We start from the raw sequence: 26979 nt of genomic DNA on the forward strand, positions 1-26979 counted from the left end.
GACGGGGACGGGGTCGAAACAAGGGTAAACCCGGCGTGGGGCGGGGCCCTTCGTCGGAGGGGCGCAGGCCGACGGCGGAGTTGTCGAAGCTCGTTCGGTGATCCAAGCTGGGCCCGTGTCGCGCTTTTTTCAAATGCTCCGTTGGGTGACTTGGGCCGGTATGTTGGGTCTGATGGCAATCGGGTCGCTGCGGGCCACGACCGTGGTGCCGCCGTCGTTTGAGGAGCTGGTGCGGGAGTCGGACTACGTGGTGCGGGGTCGGGTGACCGCGGTCGAATCGGCCTGGCAACAACGGGGCGAGTCACGGGTGATCGTGACGCAGGTGCGAGTGGAGGTGCTCGAGGTGATCGCGGGCACCCCACCGGAACCGTTGGTGCTGACCATGCTGGGCGGCAAGGTGGGGGAACAGGAGATGGTGCTCGAAGGCGCGCCGCGCTTTGTGGTGGGCAGCGAGGACATCCTGTTCGTGCGGGGCAACGGCCGCATGGTGTCGCCGCTCACCCGCATCATGCACGGGCGTTACCGGATTGAGACCGATCCGACCGGCCGCGCCTTTGTGGCGCGGGACAACGGTGAGCCGCTGACGGCGACCGCCGAAGTAGCGCAGCCCTTGCATGCGGCGGAGGGGGCGACGGAGTTATCGCGGGCCGCGCAGGTGGAGCGGGCGCTGAGCCCGGCGGAGTTTGCGCGCCAGATCCGGGCGGTGAAGCCGGTCAACCCGATCAGTCAAGACCGTGAGCAGCTCAAGTAAACGGGGCGCCGTCGGCCTGTGGCTGGGTCTGGTGGTCGCGGCGGTTGCGCCGGCCTACGTCTTCATCACCGATGAAAGCGGCATCTATGTGGTGACCTGGCCGCGGGGTGAGGTGCCGATGGTCAACAACCTGGACGACACCACGGTGCTGGCTGATGGCACGACTCAGCATGGCAGCGCCGAAGCGGCCCTGGCGGAGTGGAACACGCTGCTGGGCAACGTGCAGTTCAGCTCGACGAGTGGCGCGGTCGGATCATTTCAATCGGGCAATGGCGTCAACGAGATCGTCGAGGCGGGGGAGATCGATGTTTATGTGTTTGGTCCGGGCACGCTGGCGGTGACCCTGTCGTATCGGGATGGCAACTACCGCACGGAATCGGACGTGGTGTTCAACAGCGCGTTTACGTGGGACGCCTACCGGGGCCCCCTGCAAAGCGGGCGCAGCGACCTGTTGCGGGTGGCGCTGCATGAGTTTGGCCACGTGCTGGGCTTGGATCACCCGGATCAGGCGTCGCCGGTGCAGGCCGTGACAGCCCTGATGAACAGCACGGTGAGCAATGTGGACGCGTTGCAGACCGACGACATCGACGGCGGGCGTTACCTTTACGGCGCGGTCGATTCGCCGCCGGTGAACGACGATTTTGCGAATGCGATCAGGGTGACGCTCGACGAGAATGGCACCGCGAGTGTGACCGGCACAACGGTGCAGGCGGGGGCCGAGCCCGGGGAGCCGTTGCTGGATCCCGATTATCCCAGCGGTCGCTCGGCGTGGTGGACCTGGACGGCGCCGACGAGCGGGCTGTTGCATGCGAACACGCTCGGCAGCCGCTTCGACACCTTCATGGGCGCGTTCACGGGGGACCGGGTGGACGCGCTGGAGCTCGTGGCGAAGAACGACGATGTCGATCCCGGCGTCATCCGCACGAGCACGCTCTCGTTCCGGGTCGAACCCGGGACCGCCTATCACTTTTTGGTCGATGGCTGGGACGGCTACGAAGGTGGTGTGCAATTCAACCTGGAGTTGCTGGCCGACTCCGGTCCCACGATCGAAGTGGCGACTCCGCGTATCGTCGGCGAGCGCGGTGAACCGGTGACGCTGGCGGTGAACGCGACGGCGGAGTTTGGCGGCGCGCTGAGTTACCAGTGGAGTCGGAACAACCGCCTGATCGGAGGTGCGACATCCGCCGAGCTGATCCTGCCGAATTTTCGCAACGCCGACGCGGGGGCCTATGCGGTGACCGTGACCGAAGCGGGCGGTGGCACCGGCACCGGGCTCGTGTATGTGCTGCCCGACTACGACGGGACGGACGTGGTGACGTGGGGTGGCGCGCCGACGGACGGCAAGCGGGCGTTGCCGACCTTTGCCCAAGCGGTGCTGCAGGTGGAGCTGGGCGGAGCGCATGGTCTCGCCCTGCAGCGCGACGGCACGGTGCTGGGCTGGGGCAGCCCGGCGGGTTTGGAGGCCTTTGGCCAAGAGACGCCGCCGGAAGGTTTGACCGACGTGGTGGCGATCGCGGCGGGTGAGCGACACTCGTTGGCGCTGCGGGCGGACGGCACGGTGGTGGCGTGGGGTTCAAATGAATACAACCAGTTGTTGGTGCCGTGGGATCTGCGTGACGTGATTGCGATCGGCGCCGGGGCGTTCTATTCGGTCGCGTTGCGGGCGGATGGCGAGGTGGTGATTTGGGGATACGCGACCGAGTCGGGGCAGGAGTTGGCGGTGCCGGAGGCGGTGAGCAACGTGGTGCGCCTGGCGAGTGGATCCTACTTTGTGCTGGCGGAGTTGGCGGATGGGACCGTCACGGCGTGGGGTGACCCGAACGATTTGAAGCTCGTGGTGCCGGCGTTGTCGGATGTGCGGGATCTGAGTGCCGGCACCAACCACGCGTTGGCGGTGTCGACCGGCGGGGTGGTGAGTGGTTGGGGCGACAACAGTGGCGGGCAGCTCGACGCGCCGGGCGATCTCGGGACAGTGGTGGCGGTGATGGCGGGCGCGGATTTTTCGGTGGCCTTGCTCGACGATGCGACGGTGCGGGCGTGGGGCAGTTCCGCCGACGATGAGACCGCGGTGCCGTTGGGACTCGATCGGGTGGTGCAGATCGAGACTGGGCGCGCGACGAGTGTCGCGTTACGGGACCTGTCGGCGCCGGTGATCTTCGCTAGTCCGGTCGCGACCGGCGGCAGTGAAGGCGCGCCGATCGCGTTGACGGTCGACGTCGCAGGCACGCCGCCGCTGATGTATCAATGGTGGCATGACGGCACCGAAATCGCCGAAGCGGACGCGGCGACGTTGACGCTGAGCGGTGCGCTCGCCGATGCCGGCGACTATTACGTGACGGTCAGCAACGGCATGGACAGCGTGAGCACGGTTCCGGTCGAGGTGGTGGTGTTGCCCACGGGCGTGAATGAGCGGGCACAACACGGTGTCACGCAGATGATCGGGGAGGGTGTGGCCAACGACTCCTGGTTGCTGGCGGGCCGGGCCGAGTGGTTGGACGGTGTGACGGCGGTGCAGTGGCAGACGCTGGTGCCGGCGGGGTGGACCGTCACCGGTGATGTCACGCAAAGCGCGGCGGCCGCGGTGGCGCCGACCGTCGGCGAAGATGCCTTGGCGGAGTGGAGCTGGACCGAGGCCCCGGCGGTCGCCGTGACAGTGGCGATGCGGTTGAGCGCGACGGAGCCCTTTGCCGGCACGGTGGAGCTCGCGAGTCTGGTGTCAGTCACGCGAACGGGCCAGCCGGTGCAAGTGCTGGCCGAGCCCGATCCGCTGTTGCTGCGCTCGAGCCGCCACAGTGCCGACCGCGATGGTGATCGCACGATCGATCTCAGCGAATTGTTGCGGGTGATCGAACTCTACAACACGCGGGCGGGCACGGAGCGAACGGGCGTGTATCACCGAAACGTGGAAACGGAGGACGGTTATGCGCCCGGCACCAGCGAAGCAACGAACCCGGCCGGATTCCACAGTGCCGACATCGACCGCGACGGTGCGCTGAGCCTCAGCGAGCTGCTGCGGGTGATCGAACTCTACAACACCCGTAGTGGCACGACGCGCACGGGGGCGTATCATATCGATGCGGCGACGGAGGACGGGTTTACACCCGATAACTGACGCGGCCGGCGGGAATGCAATCGGGCTCGCCGCGGGTGAGGTGGGGTTGGCAGACTGCACGCTCTATGAAACCCCTTCGCTCCGTTCTGTCGTTTTTCGCGCTATCGATTCTCGCTGTGTCACTTTCCGCCACGCCCAAGCTGGGGCTGCAGACGTGGACGTGTCGGCACATGAGTTTTGAGGAGGCGGTGGTTTTCGCGGCGGAGCATGGCATCACGCAGTTGGAACTGTTTCGGGCGCACCTCGACCCCTCCGCGCCGCGCGAGAAGCTGCTCGAGCAGAAAGCGTTTTTGGCCGAGCACGGCGTCACCGCCTACTCGATCGGTGTGAGCGGCACCTCCATGGACAAGGAGGAGAATAGGCAGCTCTTCGAACTCGCCAAGCTCTTCGACATGAAGGTCATCGTGGTCGAGCCGCGCGAACCCGCGCAGTGGGACGTGCTCGAGGAACTGGTCAAGGAATACGACATCAAGCTCGCCGTGCACAACCACGGCACCGGCACCGTCTACGGCAATCCCGCCACGGTGAAGCATGTGCTCGCCGAGCGTGACCACCGGATCGGCGTGTGCATGGACATCGGTTGGGTGACCGCCGCGGGCTTTGATGCGGAGACGATCTTCCGCAACTATGGCGACCGGGTTTACGACATGCACCTCAAGGACAAGCGGCTCGATATGGAGGATGCGCCGGGTCGCCCGAAGGACACCTTCATCGGCCTCGGCAACGCCAACTACGCCGGTCTCATCGACGCGATCAAAGAGAAGAACTGGTCGGGCGTGATGGCGATCGAGACCGACAGCCCGGAGTTTCACAACGATCCGACCGAATTCGTGAAGGCCGCAAAGGCCTTCTTCGACGCGCATTTCGCGGAGTAAGTGGCAGCGTGCGTGGTGGATGCTGGTGCCGGGCTCGCTGAGCCCGGTTCAGCGGAGAGGGGGTAGCACGGGCGATGCGTGCGAAGAGGCAGCCGGACCGGGGTCACCGACCCCGGCTACAGCGGTGAGGGTGGCGAGCCGACCCAGCGAAGTGTCAGAGGCGTTTCACCATTTGGGTTTGCGAGAGGTCGCCGGGCGTGAAGCCCGCGTCGAGGAAACAGGGTGACCAGGTTTCCGGGAACAGCGCGGGGACGCGCCAGCGGTGTTGGGGCCACATTGAAAGCACCTGTCGCAGGGCGGTGGATGCGCCTTCGCGGTCGGCGCCGACGAGACCGCGCACGGCGTTGAGGTCTTCACCGACATGAGCGACCAGCACCGACAGGCCGTCGACCTGGACGACACTGTGCCGGGCGGGGTCGACGTTGGTGAGTGTCGCAGCAGAGATTTGCCACGGGAGATCGCTTGCCTCTTCCGCCCGGGCGGCCGCAGTGAAGTCGTTGAGGTCCACGTTGGTCGTCGGACCAGGATCGCTGTCGTGGGTCGCGCCGCGCTCGAAACTGAGGAGCTGGCGAATGGGTTCGAACCCGGCGCTTCGGTAGAGTTTTTGCGCGGTTTCGTTTTGGTTGATGACCTCGAGGACCATCGTGGTGTCGCCGCGCTTGTGGGCATCGACGAGGGTTTGCTCGAGCAGGGCGCGGCCTAGTCCGTGACCGCGCGCTTCCGGTGTCAGAGCCATGCCGGCGAGGCGGCAGGTGGAGCCACGCCGGGCGATGAGGGCGACACCTGCGGCCTGGTCGCCGTCGTGGATCACGCGGCTGGCCGCGAAGTCGATCTGGTCGGACCGGGCCATCGCCGACAGGGAATCGGCGGTGAACTGCAGCGGCACCAAGTAGTCGGCGAAACCGCGGTTGAGCAGCGCGGCGGTTTCGGGGAGTCCGATTTCCTGAGCCGATCGAAAGTTGGCGGGCATGCGCGTGAAAATGAAAAAGCGCCGCGGGTTGGGCGGCGCTTGGGGATGGTGGCTGTGGGTGGGCTTATTCGGCGCGGAAGCCTTTGCCGGTGGCGGCCCAGTAGATGCCGCCGTAGACGTGGTGGAGGAAGCGGTCCTCGTTCCAGGTGGCGGGCAGGTGGCCGAAGGCGCTGTAGAAGACGCGGCCGCCGTCGTATTCATGGAACCAGGACAGCGGGTGGAGGTCGCCCATGCCCTTGGACTGCTTGGCGCCCCAGTTGGCGCGGATGTCGTAGGTGTCCTCGTCGACGGCGAGCAGGTATTGCAGGGCGTCGCTGCGAGGGGCGTCGAATTCATACCATTCCTCGGTGAAGAGGAAGCGCTTGGCGAAGCGGTCCATGCCGGGGAAGTTGGGCTCGAGCACTTCGACGGTGGCAGTCTGCACGGCGGGGTGGATGTGGAACATGTGGCCGAAGGCCTTCGTCCACCATTCCCACTCATACTCGGTGTCGGCGCCGCCGGCGTGAATGCCCACGATGCCGCCGCCGTTCTGGACGAATTTCTCGACGGCGGCCTGCTGCTCGTCGGTGAGGATGTCACCGGTGGTGAGGGCGAAGATGATGACCTTGACGTCGGCGAGGTAACGGTCGTTGAGGACCATGCCGAGCATGTTGGGCCAGACCAACTCGAAGTCGTGGAGCTTGGCGAGGTCCTGCATGGCCGGCACGGCGGCGCCGATGGAGTCGTGATGCCAGCCGTCGGTGTTGGTGATGAGCAGGGCCTTGAACTGGGCGGCGCCGGCGGAGACCGCGAGCGCAGTGGAAAGGGTGAGGGCGGAAAGCAGGGAGCGGAGTTTCATGGAGGATTCAGGCTTAGCGGATTCGGCGGTCATGCCCAGCCGAGAACGCGGCGGGCGGCATTATACGTTAGGCAGGTGGCTCAACGGAAAAAATCGGCGAGGTTGATCGTGGTGGTGCCGATGACGGGCTCGCCGTCGCGCAGGGCGGGCAGGAAGACCAGCTCGCGCAGAGCGGCGATGAGCAGGGGGGGCAGTTCGTCCGCCGACTCAGAGACATCGGGGGCAACCGGGATCGGCTGTCCCGGCTGGGCGCCGCCGGATTTTGTGCGCAGATCCGCCGCCGCGGGAATCGACTTGAGGAGCGCCTGCGCATCGGTCTCCGAGCGATGGATACTGAGCAGGTGGCCGTCGGCATCCACGTTGACCGCGAGGGTCTGATCGAAAATTTCCGGGGTGACGGAGGAGAAGAGGCTGGCGGGAGCCAGCGACCAAACCGGCTGGGGCGGGAGTTGGCCGTGGGGATGATCGGCGATGTGAGCGAGCAGGAGAAAGCGGTGGGCCTCGTCGGCGGTGAAGAAGGACGTGCGCTCGGAGAGGTTGGTGGGCAGCTCCTGGCCGTGGGCAAAGAGGTGGAGTTTCAGCGCGGTGAGCTCGAACCCGGGACGGAATCCGGTCTGGCGCACCTTGATGCGGCGGGGTTCGGCGTCGATGGGACCGATGGCCTGGTGGAACACCGCGACGCCCGGTTCGCCAGCGGTCTTCAGGTGCGCCATCACGATGAGGTGGGCGTCGGTGACGGGTCGCGGCGCGACCAGGTCGAAGCTAAAAGTCAGCACATCGTTGTCGGCGGCATCGGCGGGCTCGAGCACGTTCTCGGCGGTCAGGAAGGGGCCGTGGTGCACGCGAGCCGCGGGCGCGGACAGGGCGGAGTCGAACTCGGCGTGGGCCGCATGGGTGAGTTGGCGCTGGCGGTCGAGATCGTCCTCGCTGGGGGGGGCGAAGAGGTTGACGCCGGATTGCATGGAGCGGCCGGCGCGTTCGGCGGCGTATTCAAAAACCTGATTCATCTCGCGCAGGCGACGCTGGGTGGCGTCGGCCTGCACGGTGCTCTCGTAGCGCGTTTCCAGGTCGCGAATGATCACCGGCAGTCGTCCCACCTTGGGGCGGTGCGTCCAGCCGAAGGCCGGGATCTTGGCGATATCGCGGTAGTCTGGGGGCGAACCGGCGAGACGAGCGCGATCGCCCTCGAAACCGAGCACCGGCAGGGGGCCGTCCGCCGTGGGGACGAAGAGATCGATGCCGACAAAGACGCGATGATTGCTGACCTGCTGCGCGGGCAGCGATGCGGTCGCCGTCGTGAGGGCCAGGAGCGTCGGAATCAGGGGGCGAATCCGCGCGATCAAGGCCGAGCCGGGAAAGGGGCAGCGCATCAGCGGAAGAAGTCCGCGAGGTTGATGCGGGCGATGCCGGGCACCGGGGTGCCCAGGTCGAGCGCGGGTAGGAAAATCAATTCGCGCATCGCCGCGACGACCGGCGCGGGCAGGCGCCCGGTTTGGTCGAGGCGAACGCCGGCGTCCTGGTCGACGATGCGCACGGAGTTGGACAGGGAGTTGCCGGATTTGGCGGTCGGCGTCGATTTGGAGCGCAGATCGGCGGCGTCCTGAATTTCGGCCAGAAAGGCGCGGGCGTCGGCCTCGGATTGGTGGATGCTGATGACCGAGCCATCGGCGTCGACGCTTACGACCACCGGGTGGTCAAAGGTGGCGGGGTTGGTGGCGGCGAGCAGGTTGGAGGGGGCGAGTTCCCAAACCGGGGTGGGGCTGAGGCTGTCGATGGCGTGCTGGGAGATATGGGAAAGCAGGAGAAACTCGCGGGCTTCATCGCGAGTGAGCGCGACGCTCTTCTCGGAGAGGTTGGTGCCGAGCTCGCGGCCGTGGGTGAAGACGTGCACAACGACGTTGCGGATCTTGAACCCGGGTTCGAAACCCACTTTGCGGATCTTGATGCGGCGGGTTTCGGGGCCGATGGCGCCGATGTTTTGGTGGAAGACGACGGTGCCCTCGCCTTCGGCGGAGGGTTGTTCGACCAAGCCCATGATGACCACATAGGCGTCGGCCACCGGCTCGGCGGAGGTGAGGTCGAAGGCGAGTTCGAGGACGGTGGCCTGGCCGTCCTCGGCGGTGGCGCCCTGAATTTTGTGGGCGAAGACGGTGTTGTCGAGCGCGGCGTCCAGACCGTCGGTGTTGGCGTTGAATGCGGCCCAAGCTTCATCGGCTTCGGCGGAGGTGGCGAGCTGGGTGATGCCCGCCTGCCCCTGGCCCTGGGGGCCGGAGGCGTTGCCGGAGAGTTGGCGGCCGGCGAGGCGCTCGTTGGCGGCGTAGATCTGGTTGTTGCGTCCGGTGACGGCGCTGGTGCGTTCGGCGACGGCGGCTTCCATCTGCAGGTAGGCGTGTCGTTCCTGCGCGTAGGCGGTCATGTTGTTCTGCGAGGCCATCCACTGCATCGCCGGATCATTTTGGATGGTGTGGGTGCGCTCGGACTCGAGGTTGCTGATGGTGATGGGCGCGCGGCTGACTTTGGGCGTGCGTTCCCAGCTGAAGGTCGGCACCTCGCGCAGCGGCAGCACGGAGTGGGTCGCGTCATCGAGCACGACCGCGTGCGGTCGCAGCGAAGCGACGGGTCGGGGGGCAAGCGGCTTGGCCCCGGCTTGTTCCGGCACCAGCAGGTCGACGCCGACAAACAGGCGGTATGACTTGGTGTCGGTTTGAGCGCAGAGGGTGGACGCGGCTGCAAGCAGCAACGAGGTGAGCAGCACGCGGGACGAAGCCGGGCGTGAAACGGGGCGGGGCATGGCCGCAGAAAAGCAAAAGCGGCGGCCGGTCCGCGAGGCTTAACTTGGCAAGTGCGTCCGCCGCGTGGCGAGTGGCCAACCGCGCTGCGCTTAGCGGAAGAAGTCGGCGAGGTTGACGCGGATCGTGCCGGGCGCGGGCGTGCCGACATCGAGGGCGGGCAGGAAAACCATCTCGCGCATCGCGGTGACGACGGGCGCCGGAATGCGACCGGTTTGGTCCAGTTGCATGGCATGGTCGTCGGTCGCGATGCGGACGGAGGAAGCGAGGGACTTGCCGGGGGTGGCCTTGGACCGCAGGTCGGCGGCATCGTGAATCTGGGCGAGGTAGGCGCGGGCGTCGGCCTCGGTTTCGTGCAGGCTGATCACGCTGCCGTCGGCGTCGATGTTCGCGACCACGGGGTAGTCGAAGCTTTGGGCCGACTTGGCGGCGAGCAGGGCGGGCGGGACGAGCGTCCACACGGGCGTGGGTTCGACGGAATCGACCGCATGGTCGGCGATGTGGGAAAGGAGCAGGAACTCGCGGGCTTCGTCACGCGAGAGGGGCACGGCGCGTTCGGAGAGATTGGTGGCGAGCTCCTTGCCGTGGGCGTAGACGTGGAGTTTCACCTCTTCGATGGTGAAGCCGGGCTGAAAACCAGTCTGGCGAATCTTGATGCGGCGGGGTTCCGGGCCGATCGCGCCGATGGCTTGGTGGAAGGTGATGACGCCCTTCTCTTCACCCTGAGTGACGGCGCCCATGACGACGACGTAGGCGTTGGCGATGGGTTCGGCGGAAGAGAGGGTGAAGGCGAGGGCGAGGATGTCTTCGCCGCCCTCGCTGGTCGCGTCGAGGGCTTCGTCCAGCATGGCGGTGTTGCCGATCATGGCGCTGGACGCTTCCTGTTGCTCGATCATGGCATCGAAGGCTTCTTCGTAGACGGCGTTGGCGTCCGCGACCCAGGCATCGGCGGCGTCGATGGTGAGTTGAGTGACGAGGACACCGTTGGCGATGGCGACATCAACCCCGTGGCGATTGGCCGCGGCATGGGCGACCATGCGGGAAGCTTCGCCGGCCTCCATGCGCTGGTAGTCGGCGCGCTCCTGGGCGTAGATGGCCATGTTGTTCTGCGTGGCCATGTATTGAATGGCCTTGTCGTTGCGCAGGGAGAAGACCTTGTGCTGTTCGAAATCGGTGATGGTAAGGGGGGCGCGGCTCACCTTGGTGCGATGTTCCCAGCTGAACGGACCGGCGTCGCGGAGGCGGACGGTCGGCAGGTCCGGTTCGGCGAGGATGACTTCGTTGGCCTTCAGGCTGTCGACCGGGCGGTAGCGGTTTTCGCCGTCCTTGATCTTCAGGTCCACGCCGATGAAGAGGCGGTAGGGTTTGGCGGGCGCCTGAGCCAAGGTCGCGGAGGCGACGGCGAGCAGGCAGGCGAGCAGAGCGAGGGGGCGGCGGGAAGCGGTCATAGGGGGCAACCGGGGTGACTGGAAAAGCGTGCGCGCAGCTCAAACGACGATGGGCCGCGCGGCAACCTTCCTCGCGGGGCAATGACTCCGACGGGCCGGGCCGGGTTCCCTGTTTGTGTCCGCCTGATGGCTCAGGGGGCGGGAAATCAGTGAAAAAAGTCGGCCAGGTTGATGCGGGTGGTGGCCGCAACGGGGGTGCCGACGTCGAGCGCGGGCAGAAAGACCATGTCGCGCAGCGCGTCGATCACGCGTTCGGGCAGGTGGTCGGCGTGGTTGAAGGTGATCTCTTGGCCGTCGGTGCTGACGCGCACCGATGCGGAAAGGGACTGGCCGGGCGTGGCCTTGGCGCGCAGGTCGCCGGCGTTGTGGATGTCGGCCAGGTAGGCGCGCGCCGCAGTGTCCGAATTGTGGATACTGATGATGCTGCCGTCGGCGTCGATGTTGGCGACGACGGGATAGTCGAAGTCCTGAGCGGACTTGGCGGCCAGCAAGGCTGTCGGGGCGAGCGTCCAGACCGGGGAGGGCGGCAGGGACTCGACCGCGTGGTCGGCGATATGGGAGAGAAGCAGAAATTCCCGCGCCTCTTCACGGGTCATGCCGACCGCGCGTTCCGAGAGGTTGGTGGCGAGTTCCTTGCCGTAGGCGTAGAGGTGGAGTTTCACCTCTTTGATGACGAAGCCGGGCTGGAAGCCGGTTTTGCGCACCTTGATTTTACGCGGTTGGGGACCGATCGCCCCGATGGGTTGGTGGAAGGCGACGACACCCTCTTCCTCGCCCTGAGCGATGGCGCCCATGATCACAACGTAGGCGTTGGCAATGGGGTCGGGGGAGGAAACGTTGAACGACAGTTCCATGACATCGGCCCCGGCCGCCGAGTCCACGCCCTGGGCGCGATCGAGGAAGGTGGGGTCGTTGGTCGACATCTGGGTCTCAAGGAACTGGTCGGCCATTGCGGCCTCGGCTTCGGGCACGTTGCTGGCCACGTTGGCGAAATCCAGACCATCGCGGCCACCGGCCTGGTAGCCCTCGGGCGGTCCCCCTTCGAGGCCGGCACGGGATTGTTTGTCCCGTTCCGCGGCCACGTAGCTGGCCCGGGCGATTTGTTCGGTGAAACGGGCCTGGGCGGCGGCAAGGCGCGCCGCGTCGGTCTTTTCCTGCTGGTAGATCGCCATGTTGTTCTGCGTGGCCAGGTATTGCAGCTTCTGATCGTTGCGCAGGGTGAAGGTGCGATGCTGCTGGAAGTCGGTGATGGCGATGGGGGCGCGGCTCACCTTGGTCTTGTGCTCCCAGCTGAAGGGAGGCGCTTCGCGCAGCGACAGGGTGGGGCGCTCGGGCTCGGCGAGGACGATGTGGCTGGGCTCGATGGTGCGGACGGGGCGGCGGGTGCCGTCGTCGGTTTTGACGGAGAGGTCGACCCCGACAAAGAGACGGTAGGGTTTGGCGGGGTTCGTTGCTTCGGCGGTGAGCCAAGCAGAGGTCAACAGGACGGCTGACAGCAGAGAAGGCAGGCGAAGTGTCATGGATTCAGGGATCGGTGGTCTGCTGCGCGCAAAACCACCCCCCGCGCCGCGTCCGGAACCGGGCCGCACGGGGGATGGCGGTTTGCGTTGGTGTGCGGTGACAGGGAGGCCCAGGCGGGTGGGCCGCTCAGGAGGAGGGTGGGTTGGGCACCGGCGTGAGGGTGGCGTTGAGCGGGAGCTTGAGGGTGAAGTCGAAGGGTTGGCGCACGTGGGTGAGCACGGGTTGGCCGTAGCGGGTGGGTGGAGCGAAGCGCCACTGTGCGAGGGCGTTGAGGGCGAGATCGGCGAGTTCGGGGTGATCGGCCGAGGCGATGGCGGGCAGACGCACGCGACCGGCTTCATCGATGTAGAAATCCACGACCACCCGGCCGGTGACCCCGCGACTGGCGAGTTCGGTGGCGTAGGGCGGCATGGGGGCTTCGATCGCTTGCGGCAGGTGATCGAGCTCCCGCGGCGAAGCCATCCGCACAGGCTCCGCGCGGTCCAGCCGGCCGTGGAGGTAGAGTTCGGCGATGGCTTGGAAGTCGTCGACGATGAACAAGCCGTTGTTCCGGAAGGCGATGTTGACCTCGGTTCGCAGGGCGAGGGGGCGACCGTCTTCCCGCGGCGGAGAAATGCGGGCGGTGCGCACAAGCTGATCGGCTTCCTTGGCGAAGGCCCGGTCCGACGCGGCGATCACGAGGTGTTCGAGCAGGCGGCCGTCGGCGTCGATGGCCACGGCGACGCGGGCCCAGCCTTCGGTGAGGCCACGGTTTTGCGCGTCGCGGGGGAAAATCTGGCGCGTGGGTTGGATTTCGAGGGTCACGCCGGAGGGGGCGGCCGACAGCGTGGCCGCGGTGCCCAGCGCGACGAGGAGGAGATATTTTGCCAGCGTGTTCATGGGGAGAACGGGGTTGAGGGTGAAGGGCAGGCGAAGGGGTATGACCCCGGGCGGCCGGGCATCCCTTCGGAAAAGCGCCGCGGGTCCCCGGCGGAGAAACTTTGAACTTTTTGAAACCCCGCACCGGTTCGTCGGGTGATGGGGGTGCATGCCAGTTCCGACCTTTCACCCGATTGTCGCCGCGCGCGCTTGTCGCGCCGCGGGGGCGTCGCCATGTCTCAAGCCGTGAGCGAGCCGATCATCGAAACCTCCGGGCTGACCAAGCTCTACGGCTCCCACCGGGCGCTCGACGATGTCACGGTGAGCGTGCCGCCTGGCACCATCGGCCTGCTCGGGCCCAATGGCGCGGGCAAAACGACCTTTCTCAAGTGTCTGCTCAACCTCGAGACACCGTCAGCCGGCTCGGCGCGGGTGTTGGGCGTCAGCATCACCGCGCAGAACCGCGAATCGCGGGAGCGCGTCGGTTACGGGCCGGAGCGCGACTGCCACATTCCCGGCATGGCGGGTTGCGAATACGTGACCTATTGCGGGCAACTCTCCGGCATGTCCTTCCAGGCGGCGCGCCAGCGGGCGCATGAGATGCTCGACCTCGTCGGCATGGGCCAGGAGCGCTACCGCTCGGTCGACACCTATTCCACTGGCATGCGCCAACGGGCGAAACTGGCGCAGGCGCTGGTGCACGACCCGAAGCTCATCATCCTGGACGAGCCGACCAACGGGCTCGATCCGAGCGGGCGTGAGCACATCCTGCGGTTGATCGGCACGTTGTGGAAGGAGCACGGCATCAGCGTCATCGTATCCTCTCACTTGTTACACGACGTGGAGCGCATCTGCGACCGCGTGCTCATCATCGCCGGCGGCCGCATCGTCGAGCATGCCTCGATGGCCGAGCTGCAGGCCAAGCGCAAACGGGTCATCGAACTCTCGCCGGCCGCGGCGGTGGATCGCTACGAGACGGCGCTGCGCGCGGCGGGTCACGCGGTCGAGCACCTGTCCAACGGCCGGCTGCGCGTCGAGACGACGGCCGAGGACATCGCTTGGTTGCTGCAACTCATGCAGGAGCACGGGCTGCCGCCGGCGGATATCTTTGCGAGTCCGGATTCATTGCACGGCTTGTTCCTGCAGGCCCTGGCCAAATCGAACCCCAACCAGCAGCCGGAGGTCGTCGATGCCGGAGCTTGAGCCGAAGTTGGACTTCAATCGCTGGACCGGCCCGCGGCGCGGCGTAAACGCGCGGCGCTGGGTGATCCTGTCGACCGGGCTGCGCCAGTTGACGAAGATGCGTTTCTTCAAGCTGCTGCTGTTCTTCGCTTGGACGGCGGGCGTGCTGGTGGCGGTGGCAGGTTTTGCCTTTACGCAGACGCTCTCGGAAACCGGCTGGTTGGCGAGCCTCGCCGCGAAAGGTGGCCCGCGGCCGCAGGCGATCATGTCGGCGGTGAGCGCGCTGTTGTTGCTCTACCCGGACATCCTGGTGGCGGGCATGTTCAAGAGCATCTTCTGGGCGCATTCGCAGGTCGGGCTGTTGCTGAGTCTGGTGGCGCTCACCTTGCTCGTGCCGGGACTCATCACGCGCGACCGGTCGAGTCAGGCGCTGACCATTTACCTGGCGCGACCGCTGACGTCGCGCGACTACCTGCTGGGCAAGTTTGGCATCATCGTGGGCACGCTGCTCATGTTGTGGACCGGGCCGCTGCTGGCGGGCTGGTTGCTGAGCGTGCTCTTCGCGCCCGACATGGTCTTTGCGCGTTACTCGTTTGGCGCGCTGGGCAATGCGCTGTTGTTCAACCTGGTGGGGCTGGTCGTGATCTCGGCGATTGCGTTTGCGGTTTCGTCGCTCGGTAAGACTGCAGCGATGGCGCGGCTGTGGTGGATCGGCTTGTGGATCGTGGTCGGCGGGCTGGCGGGGAATCCGTTCATGCCGGGTTGGGTGCGCCACGCCAGCTTCACCTACGACCTCAAGATGTTGCGCGATGAGATCTTCAACATCGGCGGCGTGCTGCAGGAGGCAGCCGGCGTGTTGCCCTTGCTCAGTCCCGAGATGGCGGCCGAGATGCAACGTGCCTCGAACTTCGTCGGCACCGACGAGCTCACCGGCGTGATCACCGGCCTCGTGGTGCTGGTCGGCGTGTCCCTGGCCTTTTTCATGCGGAGGGTGAAACCGGAATGAGTCACGCGATCGTCGAAGCCACCAACCTGAGCCGGTTCTACGGCATCGTGCTCGGGCTCAACAATGTGTCCTTCCGCATCGGCCCCGGCATCACCGGCGTCGTCGGACCCAACGGGGCGGGCAAGACCACGCTCTTTCGTCTGCTCACCGGCCAGATCAAGCCCAGCTCGGGCGAGCTGCGGGTGTTTGGCGATCTGCCGTGGAGCAGCTCCAACGTGCGCGCGCAGCTGGCGTATTGCCCGGAAGACGAAGCGGTTCCCGCCAACATCAAACCGCGCGACTGGCTCACGGCGCTGGCCATGATCTCCGGATTGTCGGCGCGCGAGGCCAAGGACCGCGCGACGGCCGCACTCGAACGCGTGAAGCTACCGGCGGTGCATTGGAACAAGCCCGTGACGGCTTACTCCAAGGGCATGAAGCAGCGCGTGAAGCTCGCGCAATGTCTGTTGCACGAGCCCCGCCTCATCATCCTCGACGAGCCGATGAACGGTCTCGATCCGATGGGCCGCGAGGAGCTGGCCAACGTGTTGCGGCAACTCGCCGCCGAAGGCACGAGCGTCGTGATCTCGAGTCACATCCTCGAGGACCTCGAGGCGTTGTGCCGCTCGTTCATCCTGCTGCGTTGGGGTCGCATGCCCAGCTCCAGCAACGCTGCGGCGAACGCCCGTTCCACCCCGGCGATGCCGAACACGGAGGCCGCGATCGATGCGCAGGTGCCGACCGCTCCGCCGCCGCGCCGCTGGCCGGCGGAAACCCAGTTCCGCTGCGACGACCCGGCCAAGCTCGCCCGTTTCCTTTTCGCCCGCGAGCTGTTGCGCGGCTGTGACCTCGATGAGGAGAAATCCACCCTCGTCGCCCGCTGGCGCGATCCGGCGGCGTTTTATGAGAACTTCCACGCCATCCTGCTCGAGAGCGGGGTGGTGATCCAAGAGGCCAACGCCAAGGGATCCGCCCTCGAGCGCGCGATCGAACCGCCGCCCCTGCCATGACGACCTCCACTGCTGCTGCTTCCCCTGTCTCTGGTCCCCGCGTGGCGCCCCGACTCCTGCCGGCGCTCGGCGGTGTATGGCGCCTGACCTGGCGCCGCGTGTTCGCGCCGTCGCGCGCGGTGATGTCGCTGGTGATGCTGGCCCTGCTGGGCGTGTTGACCTTCCGCATCGCGATGCGGTCCGACGGGGCGCAGTTCGCCGATTGGACCGACGTTTTTGTGTTCAGCACGATCGTGCCGCTGTTCGCCTTCATGGGCGGAGCCGGTGCGGTGCGCGAGATCCTGAAACCGGGCACGGTCGATTACCTCAGCCCACGGTCGGTGCCGCGTTCGATGTTGGTGGTGTTCAATTACCTCGCCCAGACGGCCTGCGGGCTCATCGCCGGAACGTTTCTGGTGGGTTTCGTCGTCGCCGTCGGCGCCATGGGTGACCAGGCGGAGTTGCTCGCGCAGTTGCCGCGCAAGTTCGCCATCATGGCCGCGGCGGTCATGGCCTTCACCGCGCTGGGCTTTGGCATGGGTGCGCTGACCCGGCGCTACATGCTGCTGGGGCTCGCTTACGCCGGGCTCATCGAGGCGGGCGTGGGCAACATCCCGATTCAAATCAACAAGTTCTCCATCAGCCGCCACCTGCACGTTTTGCAGCCGAGGGGTGATCTCCAACCGCTGGCCTGGAACGCCGAGACCTTCGGCGCGCTCGGTCTCATGCTGGCGATCAGCGTGGGGCTCGTGGGCGTCGCGGTCGCGGTCTTCGCCCGCATGGAGTTCCTCGGCGCCCGCGAAAAAGAGAGCTGACCGCGATTTTTTCGAAACCACCCCGATTTCGGCGGTGAATAGAGGGCAACAACAACCTTCCACCCATTTCCAACCTCCTTTCCCAAACCTCATGAAACGACGCACCCTTCTTACTCTTGCCGCCCTCACCGCGGGTTCCTGGCTGACCCCGGCGGCGCACGCCGAGCTCAACCCGGCTCTGGTGCCCGCCGACGCCAAGTGGGTGGTCTACGCCGACCTCGCCGCCCTGCGCGAATCCACGCTCGGCCAGCAAATCATCGATCGCCTGCCCATCGCCGAGAGCATGGCGGAGGCCAGCCCGCTCCAGCCGAACATCGGCAAGATCCTCGACGCTGTTGGCAGCATCACCGGTTTCGGCAACCTCCAGCTCTCCACCGACAACGCCGACATGACCGGCGCCCTCATCATCGAAGGCACGACCGACCTGCGCAAAATCGCCGAGGGCCTCGTCGCCCACGCCACGGTCTCGGCGCCCGACCAGTTCGTCGAGGTCGAGGGCTTGCCGATCGAAACCTACCGCATGGAGAATGAGATCTTCATCGGTTTCCCATCCGAGCCCATCGTGCTCGTGAGCCGCTCGCAGGACATGCTCCTGCAATCGCTGGACCTCTACCGCGGGAAAGGCGCTTCGCTCGCCGCTGGCCGGCACGCCCTCACCAGCCTGCTCCCGGCGCAAGGAAAGTATTACCTCTACGCCGCGTCCCAGGTTCCGTCCGAGGCCATCGGCGGCGGTGAAAACACCCCGCAGGCCCGTGTGCTGCAGATGACCCAGGCCGCCTCTGTCGTGCTCGGCGAGCAGGGAGAGAACCTCATCGCCTCCGCCACGCTCGAGTCCAAAGACAACGCGCTCGCTGAGAAACTGGTCCGCATCCTCAACGGCCTCACCGCCATGCTCTCCCTCGCTGAGTCCAGCGACGCCGACCTGATGGCCTTCATCCAGTCGGTGAGCATCCGCCGCGATGACCGCCGGGTGGCGGTGCAGATGGCCTATCCGACCGAGCGCCTGGCCGCGATGTTGCAGGAGCAAATGCACAACATGGAGGAACATGCTCAGCAGGCTGAAGCGGCCCGCAGCGAGGCTCCCGTCGACGATACCCGCGCCCACATCGGCAACGTCGATGGCGAAGCGATTGCCGATTGGCACGCCGACGCGGACCTGGGATCCGACGCTATCTCGGCTGAGAACTTCGCCCTCTTCACGTCGGAACCGGTGGCACTCAGCGCCGGATCGATCGTGGTCCTCTCCAGCATCGCCCACAATGGCGAGCACGCCCGCGTCGATTACATCGATCTGATCCCGGCCACCGGTGGCGAAAGCACCCGCTACGAAGCCGAATTCATGCGCCTCGCCAACTACCGCATTGAAGAAAGTGAACACGCTTCCGGCGGTGAACTGATCTCCAGCCACGGCGGTCCGGCGAAAGCCCAACTGCGTTTCCATGGCCCGGCCGGCAGCTACCGCCTGCGCGTGCGCTACGTCGACGAAACCGACGGCGTTTCGGCCTTCGCCCTCAGCCACCTCGCGCCGGCCAACTGACCATGACGTCCGCCGCATCCAGTTCGGTTGCCCGCGGTATGGAAGAAACCGATACAGCGTCCCCCGCCGAGGCGGAACTCGTGCGCGAAGCCCAGGCCGGCAGCGAGTCGGCCGCCCGCGAACTCGTGCGCCTCTTCCACCGGCCGATCTACAACTACGTCGTGCGCATGACCGGCCAGTCCCAGGACGCCGAGGACATCACGCAGGACACCTTTGTGAAAGCCTTCCGCGCGCTGCACAAGGTCGACGCCGATCGGCCGCTCATCAACTGGCTCTTTACCATCGCGCGCCGCACGGCGCTCAACCACTTCCGCGGCCGCAAGCAGTTCGTCGAGCTGCCCGAGGAAACCCTCGGCGACGGCAGCCACGGACCGCGCCGCGAGGCCGATCTGCGCGAGCGGGTCGACGACCTCTGGGCCAAGGCCCGCCGCGTCCTCACCGGCCGCGAATACGAAGCGCTCTGGCTGCGCTTCGGCGAAGAAATGTCCACCGCCGAGACCGCGGCCGCCACTGGCCAGAGTGTGCCCGGCATCAAAACCCTCATCTTTAGAGCCCGTCAGCGTTTGCTGTCGGCGAAGGAATCGTTCCTATGAATCAACCCGCCATGAAAACCACCGCCCCCGCCCAACCCCGTCTCACCTGCCGGCTCGCGCGAGCGTGGAGCGCTTGGCGCGAGGATGACGCCACCCGGCCCGCGCCCGGTCTCGCCGCCCGCCACGCCGCGGGTTGCCCCGACTGCGCTCGACACTTTGCCGCGCTCTCCGCGCTTGAGAACGAACTGCGCCAGGAGGCCCGCGCCTTTGCCGGAGGGGCCGAACCGGAGCTGCCGCTCGGCCTGGAGGACCGCATTTTCGCCGCCGTGCGGCCCGTGCTCCGTGAGCAGGCGCAGGTCCGCCGCGCGCCGGCCTGGCAGCGCTGGTTGCCCGTCGCCCTCGGCACCGCCGCCGCGCTGGCGGTGACCGCGGCGCTGTGGAACGGCGCGCCGGGCAAGTCGACCATCCCGAGCGACGACATCGCCTTCACCCAGCAGGACCTGCAGCAACTCAGCGCGAGCATTGAATCGTTTTCGCAAAAGGTGCTCAGCGCGCCCGCCGCCAATACCGCCGCCACCGCGCAACCCGATGCCTTGAGCGCGGAGCTTGAGGCGCTGCGCTCCGATGGCCGTGCCGCCCTGCGCTTTCTCGAACGCAGCTTCCTGCCCAGCAACGTGAGCCTGGGCGGTCAGTCCGACGCGACCGAGATCAACGGCTGAGCACCGTTTCGGCCGAGGCGCGGATGGCCTGCATCGTGCGCAGGCGGGAGTAGGCTGTATCGATAAAGGCCTTACAAACGGCCTCGTCCGTTTCGTAGTCGCCCGACAGCTCCCCGAGCTGCGGATTGACCGACAGCCGGAACTTCCGGCCGTGGTGGACCGAGATGCTGAGCAACCACCTGTCGTCACGCCAAAGCTTGGTCGGCGGGGTGTGGCAAAAGCAGGTGGAACGCGGCCGAAACACGGCGTCGGTGAGCAGGTCGTCAACCTCCTCGCGCCAACGGGCGTCCGCCCGCAGTTCGATTTCGAACCTGCGGCGGGTCTGCGCATCCCAGTCGCTGACCGATACGCGGTTGGCGTGCGCAAAGGCCCAACGGATGGCCGCGGCCGGCTCTGCCGGGGCCAGGGGAACCTCGGCGAGTCCGGGAGTCGCGAGGATGCCGAGGCAGATGCAGCCGAGTTTGAACATGTGAGTTCAAACGAACGGCGGGGGCCTTTCTTAGAGACCGGTATAGTCCACAACGCCGAGCAGCTCATAATTGAGCGCCGGTCCGCGCCGGAAGCGGAAGTCGGTGGCAAAGGCCCAGTCCCAGGCCGCGTTGCCGACGCGTCCCGGGGTGGCCTGGATAATGACCTGCGTGCCGGGGGCGTGGGGGGGGAGGTAGGCTTCGCCGCGTTGGAAACCGCGATCGCTCGGGTCGTTCACCGGGTCGAGCAGGTCTTCCCAGATCGGCACCTGCCACTCGCCGTCGACGAGCAGGCGCACGAGGAAATTCACTCCGTCCGTCTGGTCGGCGCGTTGGTAACAACGCGGGTCCATGCCGTAGTCGAAGATGAGGGTGCGCTCATCGCCGCTGAGCTGCAGGATGCCATGTGCCGGGGTCTCCAGCATGCTGACTTCGCGCCCTTCAATCACCCAGCGGGGGCGTTCCGGCAGAAAATATTCATGGACGGCGGGAATGGGATTTTCGTTCAACGGCGGCTGCTGCCGCGCGGCCTCGACCAAGGCGGTGCGAACGGCGTCCAGATCCATGGCGCGGTCTTTGCGCAGGTAGAGGCGCCAAGGACGAAAGTCGCCGATGTAAACGTAGCGCTCCGCGATCTCCGCCTTGAGTTCCGGCATGGTTTCATGGGCTTGGGTGGTGCGGTCCCAAAATTGCGAGCCATTGGGTCCAACCGCGTCGACGAAGAAGGCCGGACGGCTGGTCCGAAACTCCTCCAGGTAGCGTTTGCGATAGTAGGAATCGCGCAGCTCGCTTTCACGCACCTGCCGTTCGGTGTTGGTCTCGCGGGTGGCCGTCGGCAGGGCGGTGCGCACCGAAAGGTCGGGGTCCCATCCCCACAGGCCGAGGATGTCGCCGGGTTGCTTCAAGCGGGTGATCACCTGGGCAATCTCGTTGCGCGGGAATCGCCAGACGTGCTCGAGCTGACCGAGCATCGTGGGGTAGGAGCCACCGGCGCGCACGAGCAGTTGCGGCGTCACAATCAGCACCATGAGGGCGGCGAAGCGCCAACGCGCGGGGGGCGGCGTGCGCGAGCGTTCCAACCAGCCCTTCAACGCCACGGCGGTCAGCCAGCTGACTGGCAGGAATAGGAACATGGTGTAGTGGAGGAACCCGCGTCCCGAAGCGGTGATGGCGTAGCAGGCGGCCGCGATGCTCAGCACGCCGAGCCAGCAGCCGGGTTCCCGGTGCAAGCGCGGAGACCAGGAAAGCCCAACCGCGAGCAACAGGCTCGGCGCGATGAAGAACCCGTGTAGGGCGTAGGTGTAGCTCGCCATCTGCAGGATCTTTTCCACGCCGAGTGATTCCGGGATGCCGCGCGCGTAAATAAGGTTGTCGATGATGAACGAGGTCCACCAGTGGTCGAGTTGGCCTCCGAACACGTAGCAAGAAAGCAGCAGGATCGTCGGCGCAACCGCGGTGCCAACCAAGACGGCGGCGCGGTGCCAGCGCTGGGTCCAACTCAGGCTCGATTGCAGCAGCACCCAGCCGAGCGCCCAGACACCGATAGCCATCCCGATCGGCACGGACTGCAATTTGGCCCACGGCAATAAGCCGAGGAAAATGCCGGCCCCAACCCACGCCCGGCCGGTGAAGTGCCGGGCTTGTGCCTCGGTGATCAACCACACGCCGATGCTCATGAGCGCAAGCGGGAGACCTTCGGAGTTATAGTGCAGGATGTCCCAGTCGACCGTGACCGCGAAGAAGACGAGGGCCGACAACACCCCGGCGACGGCGGCCCGCGGACCGGCGAGTCGACGCGTCGCCAACAAACTCGCCGCGAGCGCGATACCGTTGAGGAGGATCGCGGCCAGTCGCGCGGTGAAGTAGTCCGCTGGCAAGCCGAGCAGTCGCATTGCGACCAGCGGAAAGCTCGCGAGGGGACCGGAGGTGGTGTTGTCAATGGACCGCCAGAAAAACGGATCGTGCTCGAGACGGATGGCGCTCGCCACGAACGAAGCCTCGTCGGGATTGAGCGGTTTGGGGTCGAGCAGGTGCGGCCAGCGCCAGGCGAAGAGCATGAGCGCAAATATACCGGCCCAGGCCAGCCACGCGCGCACCGGTCGGCGCGGCCACTGGTCGACTGGCCGCCGGCTGGTGTCCAGCAAGAGGCCCATCACCGCGAGCAACGCGGCGATGGCCACCACGGCGTAGAACCCCGGGTGCTGATCGAGCCAGTGAAAGACGGACTTCATCGATGGGAACGGTGAGGAACGGGCTGGCGAGTGCCCAAGCGGACCTCAACGGATTACTCACTCACCCGGGCAAGTGAATCCGAAATTCGCGCGCTCCGACCGCGCTAAGGTCCTTACCCGAGCCTCCCTTGCCATTTGTCCAAGGGGTGGCTTGTTGGGGTGTGGTGAAATGGTGGCGTCCTCTCTGCCTTTTGATGCTGGTCTTCTTGGGCGCCGGTTGCGAGACGCCGGCGTGGCGCTTGGAGGAGGCCCCGCAGCCCGTCGTCGCGGCGCAGGCGAGCGTGAGCTGGGACGGGTTCGATGACGAACTGCTCTCGGCGGCGATCTTTGCCGAGACCAACCGGGTGCGCCGCGAATTTGGGTTGCGGGCGCTGCGGGCTTATCCGCGTCTGCACGGGGCGGCGGATATCCACGCGTTCACCAACGCGATTACCGGCAACGTGTCGCACCACAATCCGCTCGCCCGACGCGACCGGGCCTGGGACCGGGTGCGGGCGGAGGGCATCGAATCGGCGATGGTGTTGGAAAACGTTGCGATCACCCTGGCGCGGGTTCCGCCCTCCGGTGGTGCCGTGCGCATCGTGGTGTCGGCCGAAGGGGCGCGCCTGCGCCGCGATGACGTCACGGGCCAGGACCTGCCGTGGCCGACTTATGCGGAACTCGCCGCCCGCATCGTGCAGCAGTGGATGGATTCGCCGGCGCACCGGGTGAACCTGCTCCACCCGGAAGTGCGTTATCTGGCTTGCGGCACCGCCCTCGCTCGGAGTCCTCTGGGCGGCGAGGTCGTGCATGCCGTGCAGGTGTTCATGGCCCGTCCCGAACGCCGATGAACTCCCCCACCAACCCCTCCTCGTCCCCGCTGCTGCGCTGGGGCATTGTTTCAACCGGTCACATCGCCGGCGTATTCGCTCGCGGACTACGCACCGCCCAGGCCGGCCGCCTGGTTGCCGTCGCCAGCCGCGGTCAGGCCTCGGCCGAGCGCTTCGCCGCCGCCCATGGCATCGATCCCGCCCACACGCATGGTGACTACGCCGGGCTCTGGGCCGATGCGGAGGTCGAAGCCGTTTATGTCGCGACGCCGCATCCGTTTCACCACGACGTGGTGGTGGCCGCCCTCGCCGCCGGTAAACACGTGCTGTGCGAGAAACCCATCGGCATGAGCCTGGCGCAGGTCGACTCGATGCAGGCCGCCGCGCGCGAGCACGGTCGCACCCTCATGGAGGCGTGGATGTATCGGTGTCATCCGCAGACGATCAAACTTGTTGAGCTCATCCGCGCGGGCACGATCGGCGAGGTGCGGCACGTGCAGGCCGCGTTCAGTTTTAACGCGCCGTTCGATGCCGCGGGACGCCTGTGGAACAAGGCGCTGGGGGGCGGCGGCATTTTGGACGTGGGAGGGTATCCCTTGTCCTACGCGCGGCTCTTGGCCGGCGCGGCCACGGGCGCGGGCTTTGCCGAACCAACCGAGTTGCGGGGTGTCGGCATCATGCACCCCGAAGCGGGGACCGACGTGCGGGCCAGCGCAGTGGCGCGTTTCCCGGGTGGCATGACCGCCGAGCTGTCGTGTGGGACCGATGTGGGGCAGCAGAACGTGGTGCGGGTTTACGGCAGCGCCGGACATATCGTGGTGCCTTCGCCCTTCGTGATCACGCGCGACCTGGAGGCGACCGGGCTCGAGATCCGGCGCGATGGCGCGACGGAGCCCGAGGTGGTCACCATCACCCCCGATCGCGACCTCTATGCCTACGAGGCCGACGCCTTCGCGGCGGCGGTGCGGGCGGGCGAGCATGAGGTGCCGGCCTGCACCTGGGCCGATACCCGTGGAAACCTTGCCGGTATGCTCGATTGGTGCGCGCAGGTTGGCGTGAACTACGCCTGAATGGGCCTGCCTGACGCGTGCTTTCCGCGCCTTCCACGCAGGTAACTTTTCGGCTGCAATATCGGGCTGCTTGCCTCCTGATTTCGGCAACCCGATTGCATCCCCGCTTCCCGACTATGAAACGCTTCGCTCCGTCCGTCGTCCTGCTGTTGATCCTGTCCGTTGTGATTTCGCCGCTTTGGGCGGCGACGGAGGCGGAGGAAGTGGCGGTGAACGACCGGTCGCCGGCGGCGTCGGTGGCCGGGGCGATCACGGCCGTGACCGGGATTGCGATTTCGCCGCTGCTGGGCACGGGCGTTTACGGCGCCTATTTGTATTTCCAAACCGATGAGGCCGGGCGCGCCAACCTGCCGTGGTTTGCGCAGATGTCCTTCTGGCTGCCAGCCCTGGGCCTGGTCGGCGCGGTGGCGCTCAAAGACGCAGCGGGCGCGGCGCTGCCCCCGGGCTGGAAGAAGCCGCTCGATGTGCTGGAGACGATTGAGAACAAAGCGACCGGCCTCGTCGCGGCGGGCGCGGTGGTGCCGTTTTCGATGCACATGTTGTCCAAGATGATCACGGGTGGCGGCGACACCGCGGTGGCGGCGGCTTCGGCCGATTTTGGCGGCGTGGGCATGCTGCACTTCGCGGTGATTGATTGGTCGTGGTTGCTCAGCGTGCTGACCGTGCCGCTTGGCATCGCGGTCTACGCCGTCGTCTGGATGGGTTCGCATGCCATCAACGGCCTCATTCTGCTGAGCCCGTGGGGTGCGATCGACGCGGCGCTCAAGGCCGCGCGCACGGCGCTGCTGGGTTTGGTCGTGTTGACGGCGCAGCTTGATCCGAAAATCGGCGCGGCGCTGTCGCTGGTGGTGATTGTCATCTCCTACTTCATCGCCGGCTGGTCGTTCCGACTGACGGTGTTCAGCAGCGTGTTCTGCTGGGACTTCTTCACGGGTCGGAAGGGACGCTTTCGCGTGGCGCCGGATGCCAACAAGGTCTTCGCCGGCACGGGGCTGGGCACCGCGCCGCAACGCACCTATGGTCGTCTGGTGAAGCTTGAGAACGGCAGCTTGGAACTGGCCTACAAACCGTGGCTCGTTTTCCCCGAGCGCCGGGTGGCGGTGCCGGCGGCGGCGGGTCTGGCGGTCGGTCGCGGCGCATTTTTCTCCAATGTCACCGATGGTCGCGGCGAAGTGTTGGTGCTGCCCCCGCGCTACCGCACCCATGAGGAGGAAATGGCGGCGGCCTACGGCTGCGGCCGCGGCGTGCAGCCGATCGGGCTCAACAAGGCCTGGAGCTGGTTGCGGGGTGAGACGGTGGTTAGTCCTTCAGCCCCGGCGGTTTGAGGCCGATGGAGAAAAGCCCATGTTTACCACCAGCCTAAGATGGGAAGACGGGTGTTGGATCGGTCCCGAAACCGCCCTTGATCGCGCCCAACTGGTTTTTGTGTTTGGCGCGGGCGCTTGTTTGCTCGATCCGGCGGTGCGCAGCGGGCTGCGACGACGGGTCCCGCAGGCGGCGATCGTGGGCTGCAGCACGGCGGGTGAAATATGTGGCACCACCGTGTCCGACGACGGTGCGGTGGCGGTGGCGGTGGAGTTTGCGTCCACCCGAGTGCGAACGGTGGAGCATGCCATTGAGACGGCGGAGTCGAGCCATCAGATCGGGGTCGACCTGGCCGAGGCCCTGTTGGCCGAAGACCTGTGCCATGTGCTGGTGTTCAGCGAGGGATTGCACGTAAACGGCGCGGCGCTGGCCGATGGTTTGCGGGCGGGATTGCCCAACCACGTGAGTGCGACCGGTGGCTTGGCGGGTGATGGTTCGCGCTTTGAGCAGACAGTCGTCTTGCACGGTGACGAGGTGGGCGGCGATCGCATGATCGCGGTGGGTCTCTACGGGAAAGATTTGGAAGTGAACTGGGGCTCGGCCGGCGGCTGGGAGGCCTTTGGTCCGCGTCGGCTGGTGACCAAAGCGACGGGCAACGTGCTCTTCGAACTCGATGGGCAGCCCGCCCTCACGCTCTACAAAAACTACCTCGGCGATCGGGCTCAGGGGCTGCCGGCGACGGGGCTGTTGTTTCCCTTGGAGCTGCTGCCGGAGGATGATGGTGAACCGAGCCTCGTGCGCACGATCCTCGCCGTCGACGAAGCGCAGCAGTCGCTCACCTTTGCCGGCGACGTGCCGGCCGGTCGCCATGTGCGCCTGATGAAGTCGACCATCGACAAGCTGATCTGGGGCGCGGAGCAGGCGGGGCAGGCGGCGAGTCCCGCGGCCCGGCCGGAGCTGGCGCTGCTGGTCAGTTGTGTCGGTCGTCGCCTCCTCCTCGACCAACGGGTGGAGGAGGAAGTCGAGGCGGTGCTCACGGAGTTGGGTCATCCGCCGGGCGCGGTCGGTTTCTATTCCTACGGCGAAATCGGTCCCGGCGGTCTCGCGCATGGCTGTGAACTTCACAACCAAACGATGACCCTCACGACCTTTCGCGAGCGGGCGAACTGACCTCC

23 protein-coding genes are annotated in these 26979 nt (G+C 66.4%); 14 read left to right on the plus strand and 9 right to left on the minus strand.

Annotated features, from left to right (window positions below; translation table 11 throughout):
* Window positions 1-133: 133 nt before the first annotated feature.
* From AC0MRV_RS01120 to AC0MRV_RS01130, 3 genes are all read left to right on the plus strand, one after another.
* Complete coding sequence (locus AC0MRV_RS01120) at window positions 134-751, plus strand: hypothetical protein (protein ID WP_472762576.1); 618 nt, start codon at window positions 134-136, stop codon at window positions 749-751.
* Window positions 735-3863 (plus strand): matrixin family metalloprotease, encoded by a 3129-nt coding sequence (locus AC0MRV_RS01125; RefSeq protein WP_472762577.1) that lies wholly within the window; start codon window positions 735-737, stop codon window positions 3861-3863. The genes AC0MRV_RS01120 and AC0MRV_RS01125 overlap by 17 nt, the downstream gene beginning before the upstream one ends.
* Window positions 3864-3979: 116 nt before the next feature.
* Window positions 3980-4738 (plus strand): sugar phosphate isomerase/epimerase family protein, encoded by a 759-nt coding sequence (locus AC0MRV_RS01130; protein WP_472762578.1) that lies wholly within the window; start codon window positions 3980-3982, stop codon window positions 4736-4738.
* Between the two features lie 154 nt (window positions 4739-4892).
* Here the strand turns inward: AC0MRV_RS01130 and AC0MRV_RS01135 are convergent, their stop codons facing one another.
* The 7 genes from AC0MRV_RS01135 to AC0MRV_RS01165 all read right to left on the minus strand — a co-directional run bounded on the left by AC0MRV_RS01135 (window position 4893) and on the right by AC0MRV_RS01165 (window position 13183).
* Window positions 4893-5708, minus strand: coding sequence for a GNAT family N-acetyltransferase (locus tag AC0MRV_RS01135; RefSeq protein ID WP_472762579.1), 816 nt, complete (start codon window positions 5706-5708; stop codon window positions 4893-4895).
* Window positions 5709-5772: 64 nt separating this feature from the next.
* On the minus strand, window positions 5773-6546 hold the full coding sequence (locus AC0MRV_RS01140) for a ThuA domain-containing protein (protein WP_472762580.1): 774 nt from the start codon (window positions 6544-6546) through the stop codon (window positions 5773-5775).
* A gap of 80 nt (window positions 6547-6626) precedes the next feature.
* A complete protein-coding gene (locus AC0MRV_RS01145) occupies window positions 6627-7916 on the minus strand; it encodes a hypothetical protein (protein WP_472762581.1) in 1290 nt (429 codons plus the stop codon).
* Window positions 7916-9337: a hypothetical protein gene (locus AC0MRV_RS01150; RefSeq protein ID WP_472762582.1), complete on the minus strand. Its 1422-nt coding sequence runs from the start codon at window positions 9335-9337 to the stop codon at window positions 7916-7918. Before AC0MRV_RS01150 ends, AC0MRV_RS01145 begins: the two co-directional genes overlap by 1 nt.
* Before the next feature lie 90 nt (window positions 9338-9427).
* Entirely contained in the window at window positions 9428-10783 is a 1356-nt protein-coding gene (locus AC0MRV_RS01155) for a hypothetical protein (protein ID WP_472762583.1), read from the minus strand.
* A 146-nt stretch (window positions 10784-10929) separates the two neighbouring features.
* Entirely contained in the window at window positions 10930-12303 is a 1374-nt protein-coding gene (locus tag AC0MRV_RS01160; RefSeq protein WP_472762584.1) for a hypothetical protein, read from the minus strand.
* A 127-nt stretch (window positions 12304-12430) separates the two neighbouring features.
* Window positions 12431-13183, minus strand: a complete 753-nt coding sequence (locus tag AC0MRV_RS01165) for a TonB family protein (RefSeq protein WP_472762585.1) — start codon at window positions 13181-13183, stop codon at window positions 12431-12433.
* A gap of 213 nt (window positions 13184-13396) precedes the next feature.
* Between AC0MRV_RS01165 and AC0MRV_RS01170 the strand changes: the two genes are divergently transcribed.
* The 7 genes from AC0MRV_RS01170 to AC0MRV_RS01200 all read left to right on the plus strand — a co-directional run bounded on the left by AC0MRV_RS01170 (window position 13397) and on the right by AC0MRV_RS01200 (window position 19922).
* The gene (locus AC0MRV_RS01170; protein WP_472762586.1) at window positions 13397-14365 is read left to right on the plus strand and encodes an ABC transporter ATP-binding protein; all 969 of its coding nucleotides are present in this window, start codon (window positions 13397-13399) and stop codon (window positions 14363-14365) included.
* Complete coding sequence (locus AC0MRV_RS01175) at window positions 14352-15350, plus strand: hypothetical protein (protein ID WP_472762587.1); 999 nt, start codon at window positions 14352-14354, stop codon at window positions 15348-15350. The genes AC0MRV_RS01170 and AC0MRV_RS01175 overlap by 14 nt, the downstream gene beginning before the upstream one ends.
* On the plus strand, window positions 15347-16339 hold the full coding sequence (locus AC0MRV_RS01180) for an ABC transporter ATP-binding protein (protein ID WP_472762588.1): 993 nt from the start codon (window positions 15347-15349) through the stop codon (window positions 16337-16339). The genes AC0MRV_RS01175 and AC0MRV_RS01180 overlap by 4 nt, the downstream gene beginning before the upstream one ends.
* Window positions 16336-17133, plus strand: coding sequence for a hypothetical protein (locus AC0MRV_RS01185; RefSeq protein ID WP_472762589.1), 798 nt, complete (start codon window positions 16336-16338; stop codon window positions 17131-17133). The genes AC0MRV_RS01180 and AC0MRV_RS01185 overlap by 4 nt, the downstream gene beginning before the upstream one ends.
* A 91-nt stretch (window positions 17134-17224) precedes the next feature.
* Window positions 17225-18670 carry a hypothetical protein gene (locus AC0MRV_RS01190; protein ID WP_472762590.1) on the plus strand — a complete coding sequence of 482 codons (1446 nt, stop codon included), beginning with the start codon at window positions 17225-17227 and terminating at the stop codon, window positions 18668-18670.
* 2 nt (window positions 18671-18672) lie between these two features.
* Window positions 18673-19263 (plus strand): RNA polymerase sigma factor, encoded by a 591-nt coding sequence (locus tag AC0MRV_RS01195; RefSeq protein WP_472762591.1) that lies wholly within the window; start codon window positions 18673-18675, stop codon window positions 19261-19263.
* A gap of 11 nt (window positions 19264-19274) precedes the next feature.
* Window positions 19275-19922: a hypothetical protein gene (locus tag AC0MRV_RS01200; protein ID WP_472762592.1), complete on the plus strand. Its 648-nt coding sequence runs from the start codon at window positions 19275-19277 to the stop codon at window positions 19920-19922.
* On the opposite strand, the gene AC0MRV_RS01205 is transcribed toward AC0MRV_RS01200, so the two are convergent.
* Window positions 19912-20391 (minus strand): hypothetical protein, encoded by a 480-nt coding sequence (locus AC0MRV_RS01205; protein ID WP_472762593.1) that lies wholly within the window; start codon window positions 20389-20391, stop codon window positions 19912-19914. The two genes, AC0MRV_RS01200 and AC0MRV_RS01205, sit on opposite strands and share 11 nt — an antisense overlap.
* A gap of 30 nt (window positions 20392-20421) precedes the next feature.
* The gene (locus tag AC0MRV_RS01210; RefSeq protein WP_472762594.1) at window positions 20422-22620 is read right to left on the minus strand and encodes an ArnT family glycosyltransferase; all 2199 of its coding nucleotides are present in this window, start codon (window positions 22618-22620) and stop codon (window positions 20422-20424) included.
* A gap of 194 nt (window positions 22621-22814) precedes the next feature.
* Here AC0MRV_RS01210 and AC0MRV_RS01215 point away from each other — a divergent pair, with 194 nt between their 5' ends.
* From AC0MRV_RS01215 to AC0MRV_RS01230, 4 genes are all read left to right on the plus strand, one after another.
* Complete coding sequence (locus tag AC0MRV_RS01215) at window positions 22815-23450, plus strand: CAP domain-containing protein (protein ID WP_472762595.1); 636 nt, start codon at window positions 22815-22817, stop codon at window positions 23448-23450.
* Window positions 23447-24499, plus strand: a complete 1053-nt coding sequence (locus AC0MRV_RS01220; protein ID WP_472762596.1) for a Gfo/Idh/MocA family protein — start codon at window positions 23447-23449, stop codon at window positions 24497-24499. The genes AC0MRV_RS01215 and AC0MRV_RS01220 overlap by 4 nt, the downstream gene beginning before the upstream one ends.
* Before the next feature lie 116 nt (window positions 24500-24615).
* Entirely contained in the window at window positions 24616-25824 is a 1209-nt protein-coding gene (locus tag AC0MRV_RS01225) for a hypothetical protein (RefSeq protein ID WP_472762597.1), read from the plus strand.
* A gap of 19 nt (window positions 25825-25843) precedes the next feature.
* Window positions 25844-26974 (plus strand): FIST signal transduction protein, encoded by a 1131-nt coding sequence (locus AC0MRV_RS01230; RefSeq protein ID WP_472762598.1) that lies wholly within the window; start codon window positions 25844-25846, stop codon window positions 26972-26974.
* The last annotated feature ends 5 nt before the right edge of the window (window positions 26975-26979 follow it).

Origin of the sequence: Actomonas spartinae, from assembly GCF_051209155.1 — a bacterium.
Classification (GTDB): domain Bacteria; phylum Verrucomicrobiota; class Verrucomicrobiia; order Opitutales; family Opitutaceae; genus Actomonas.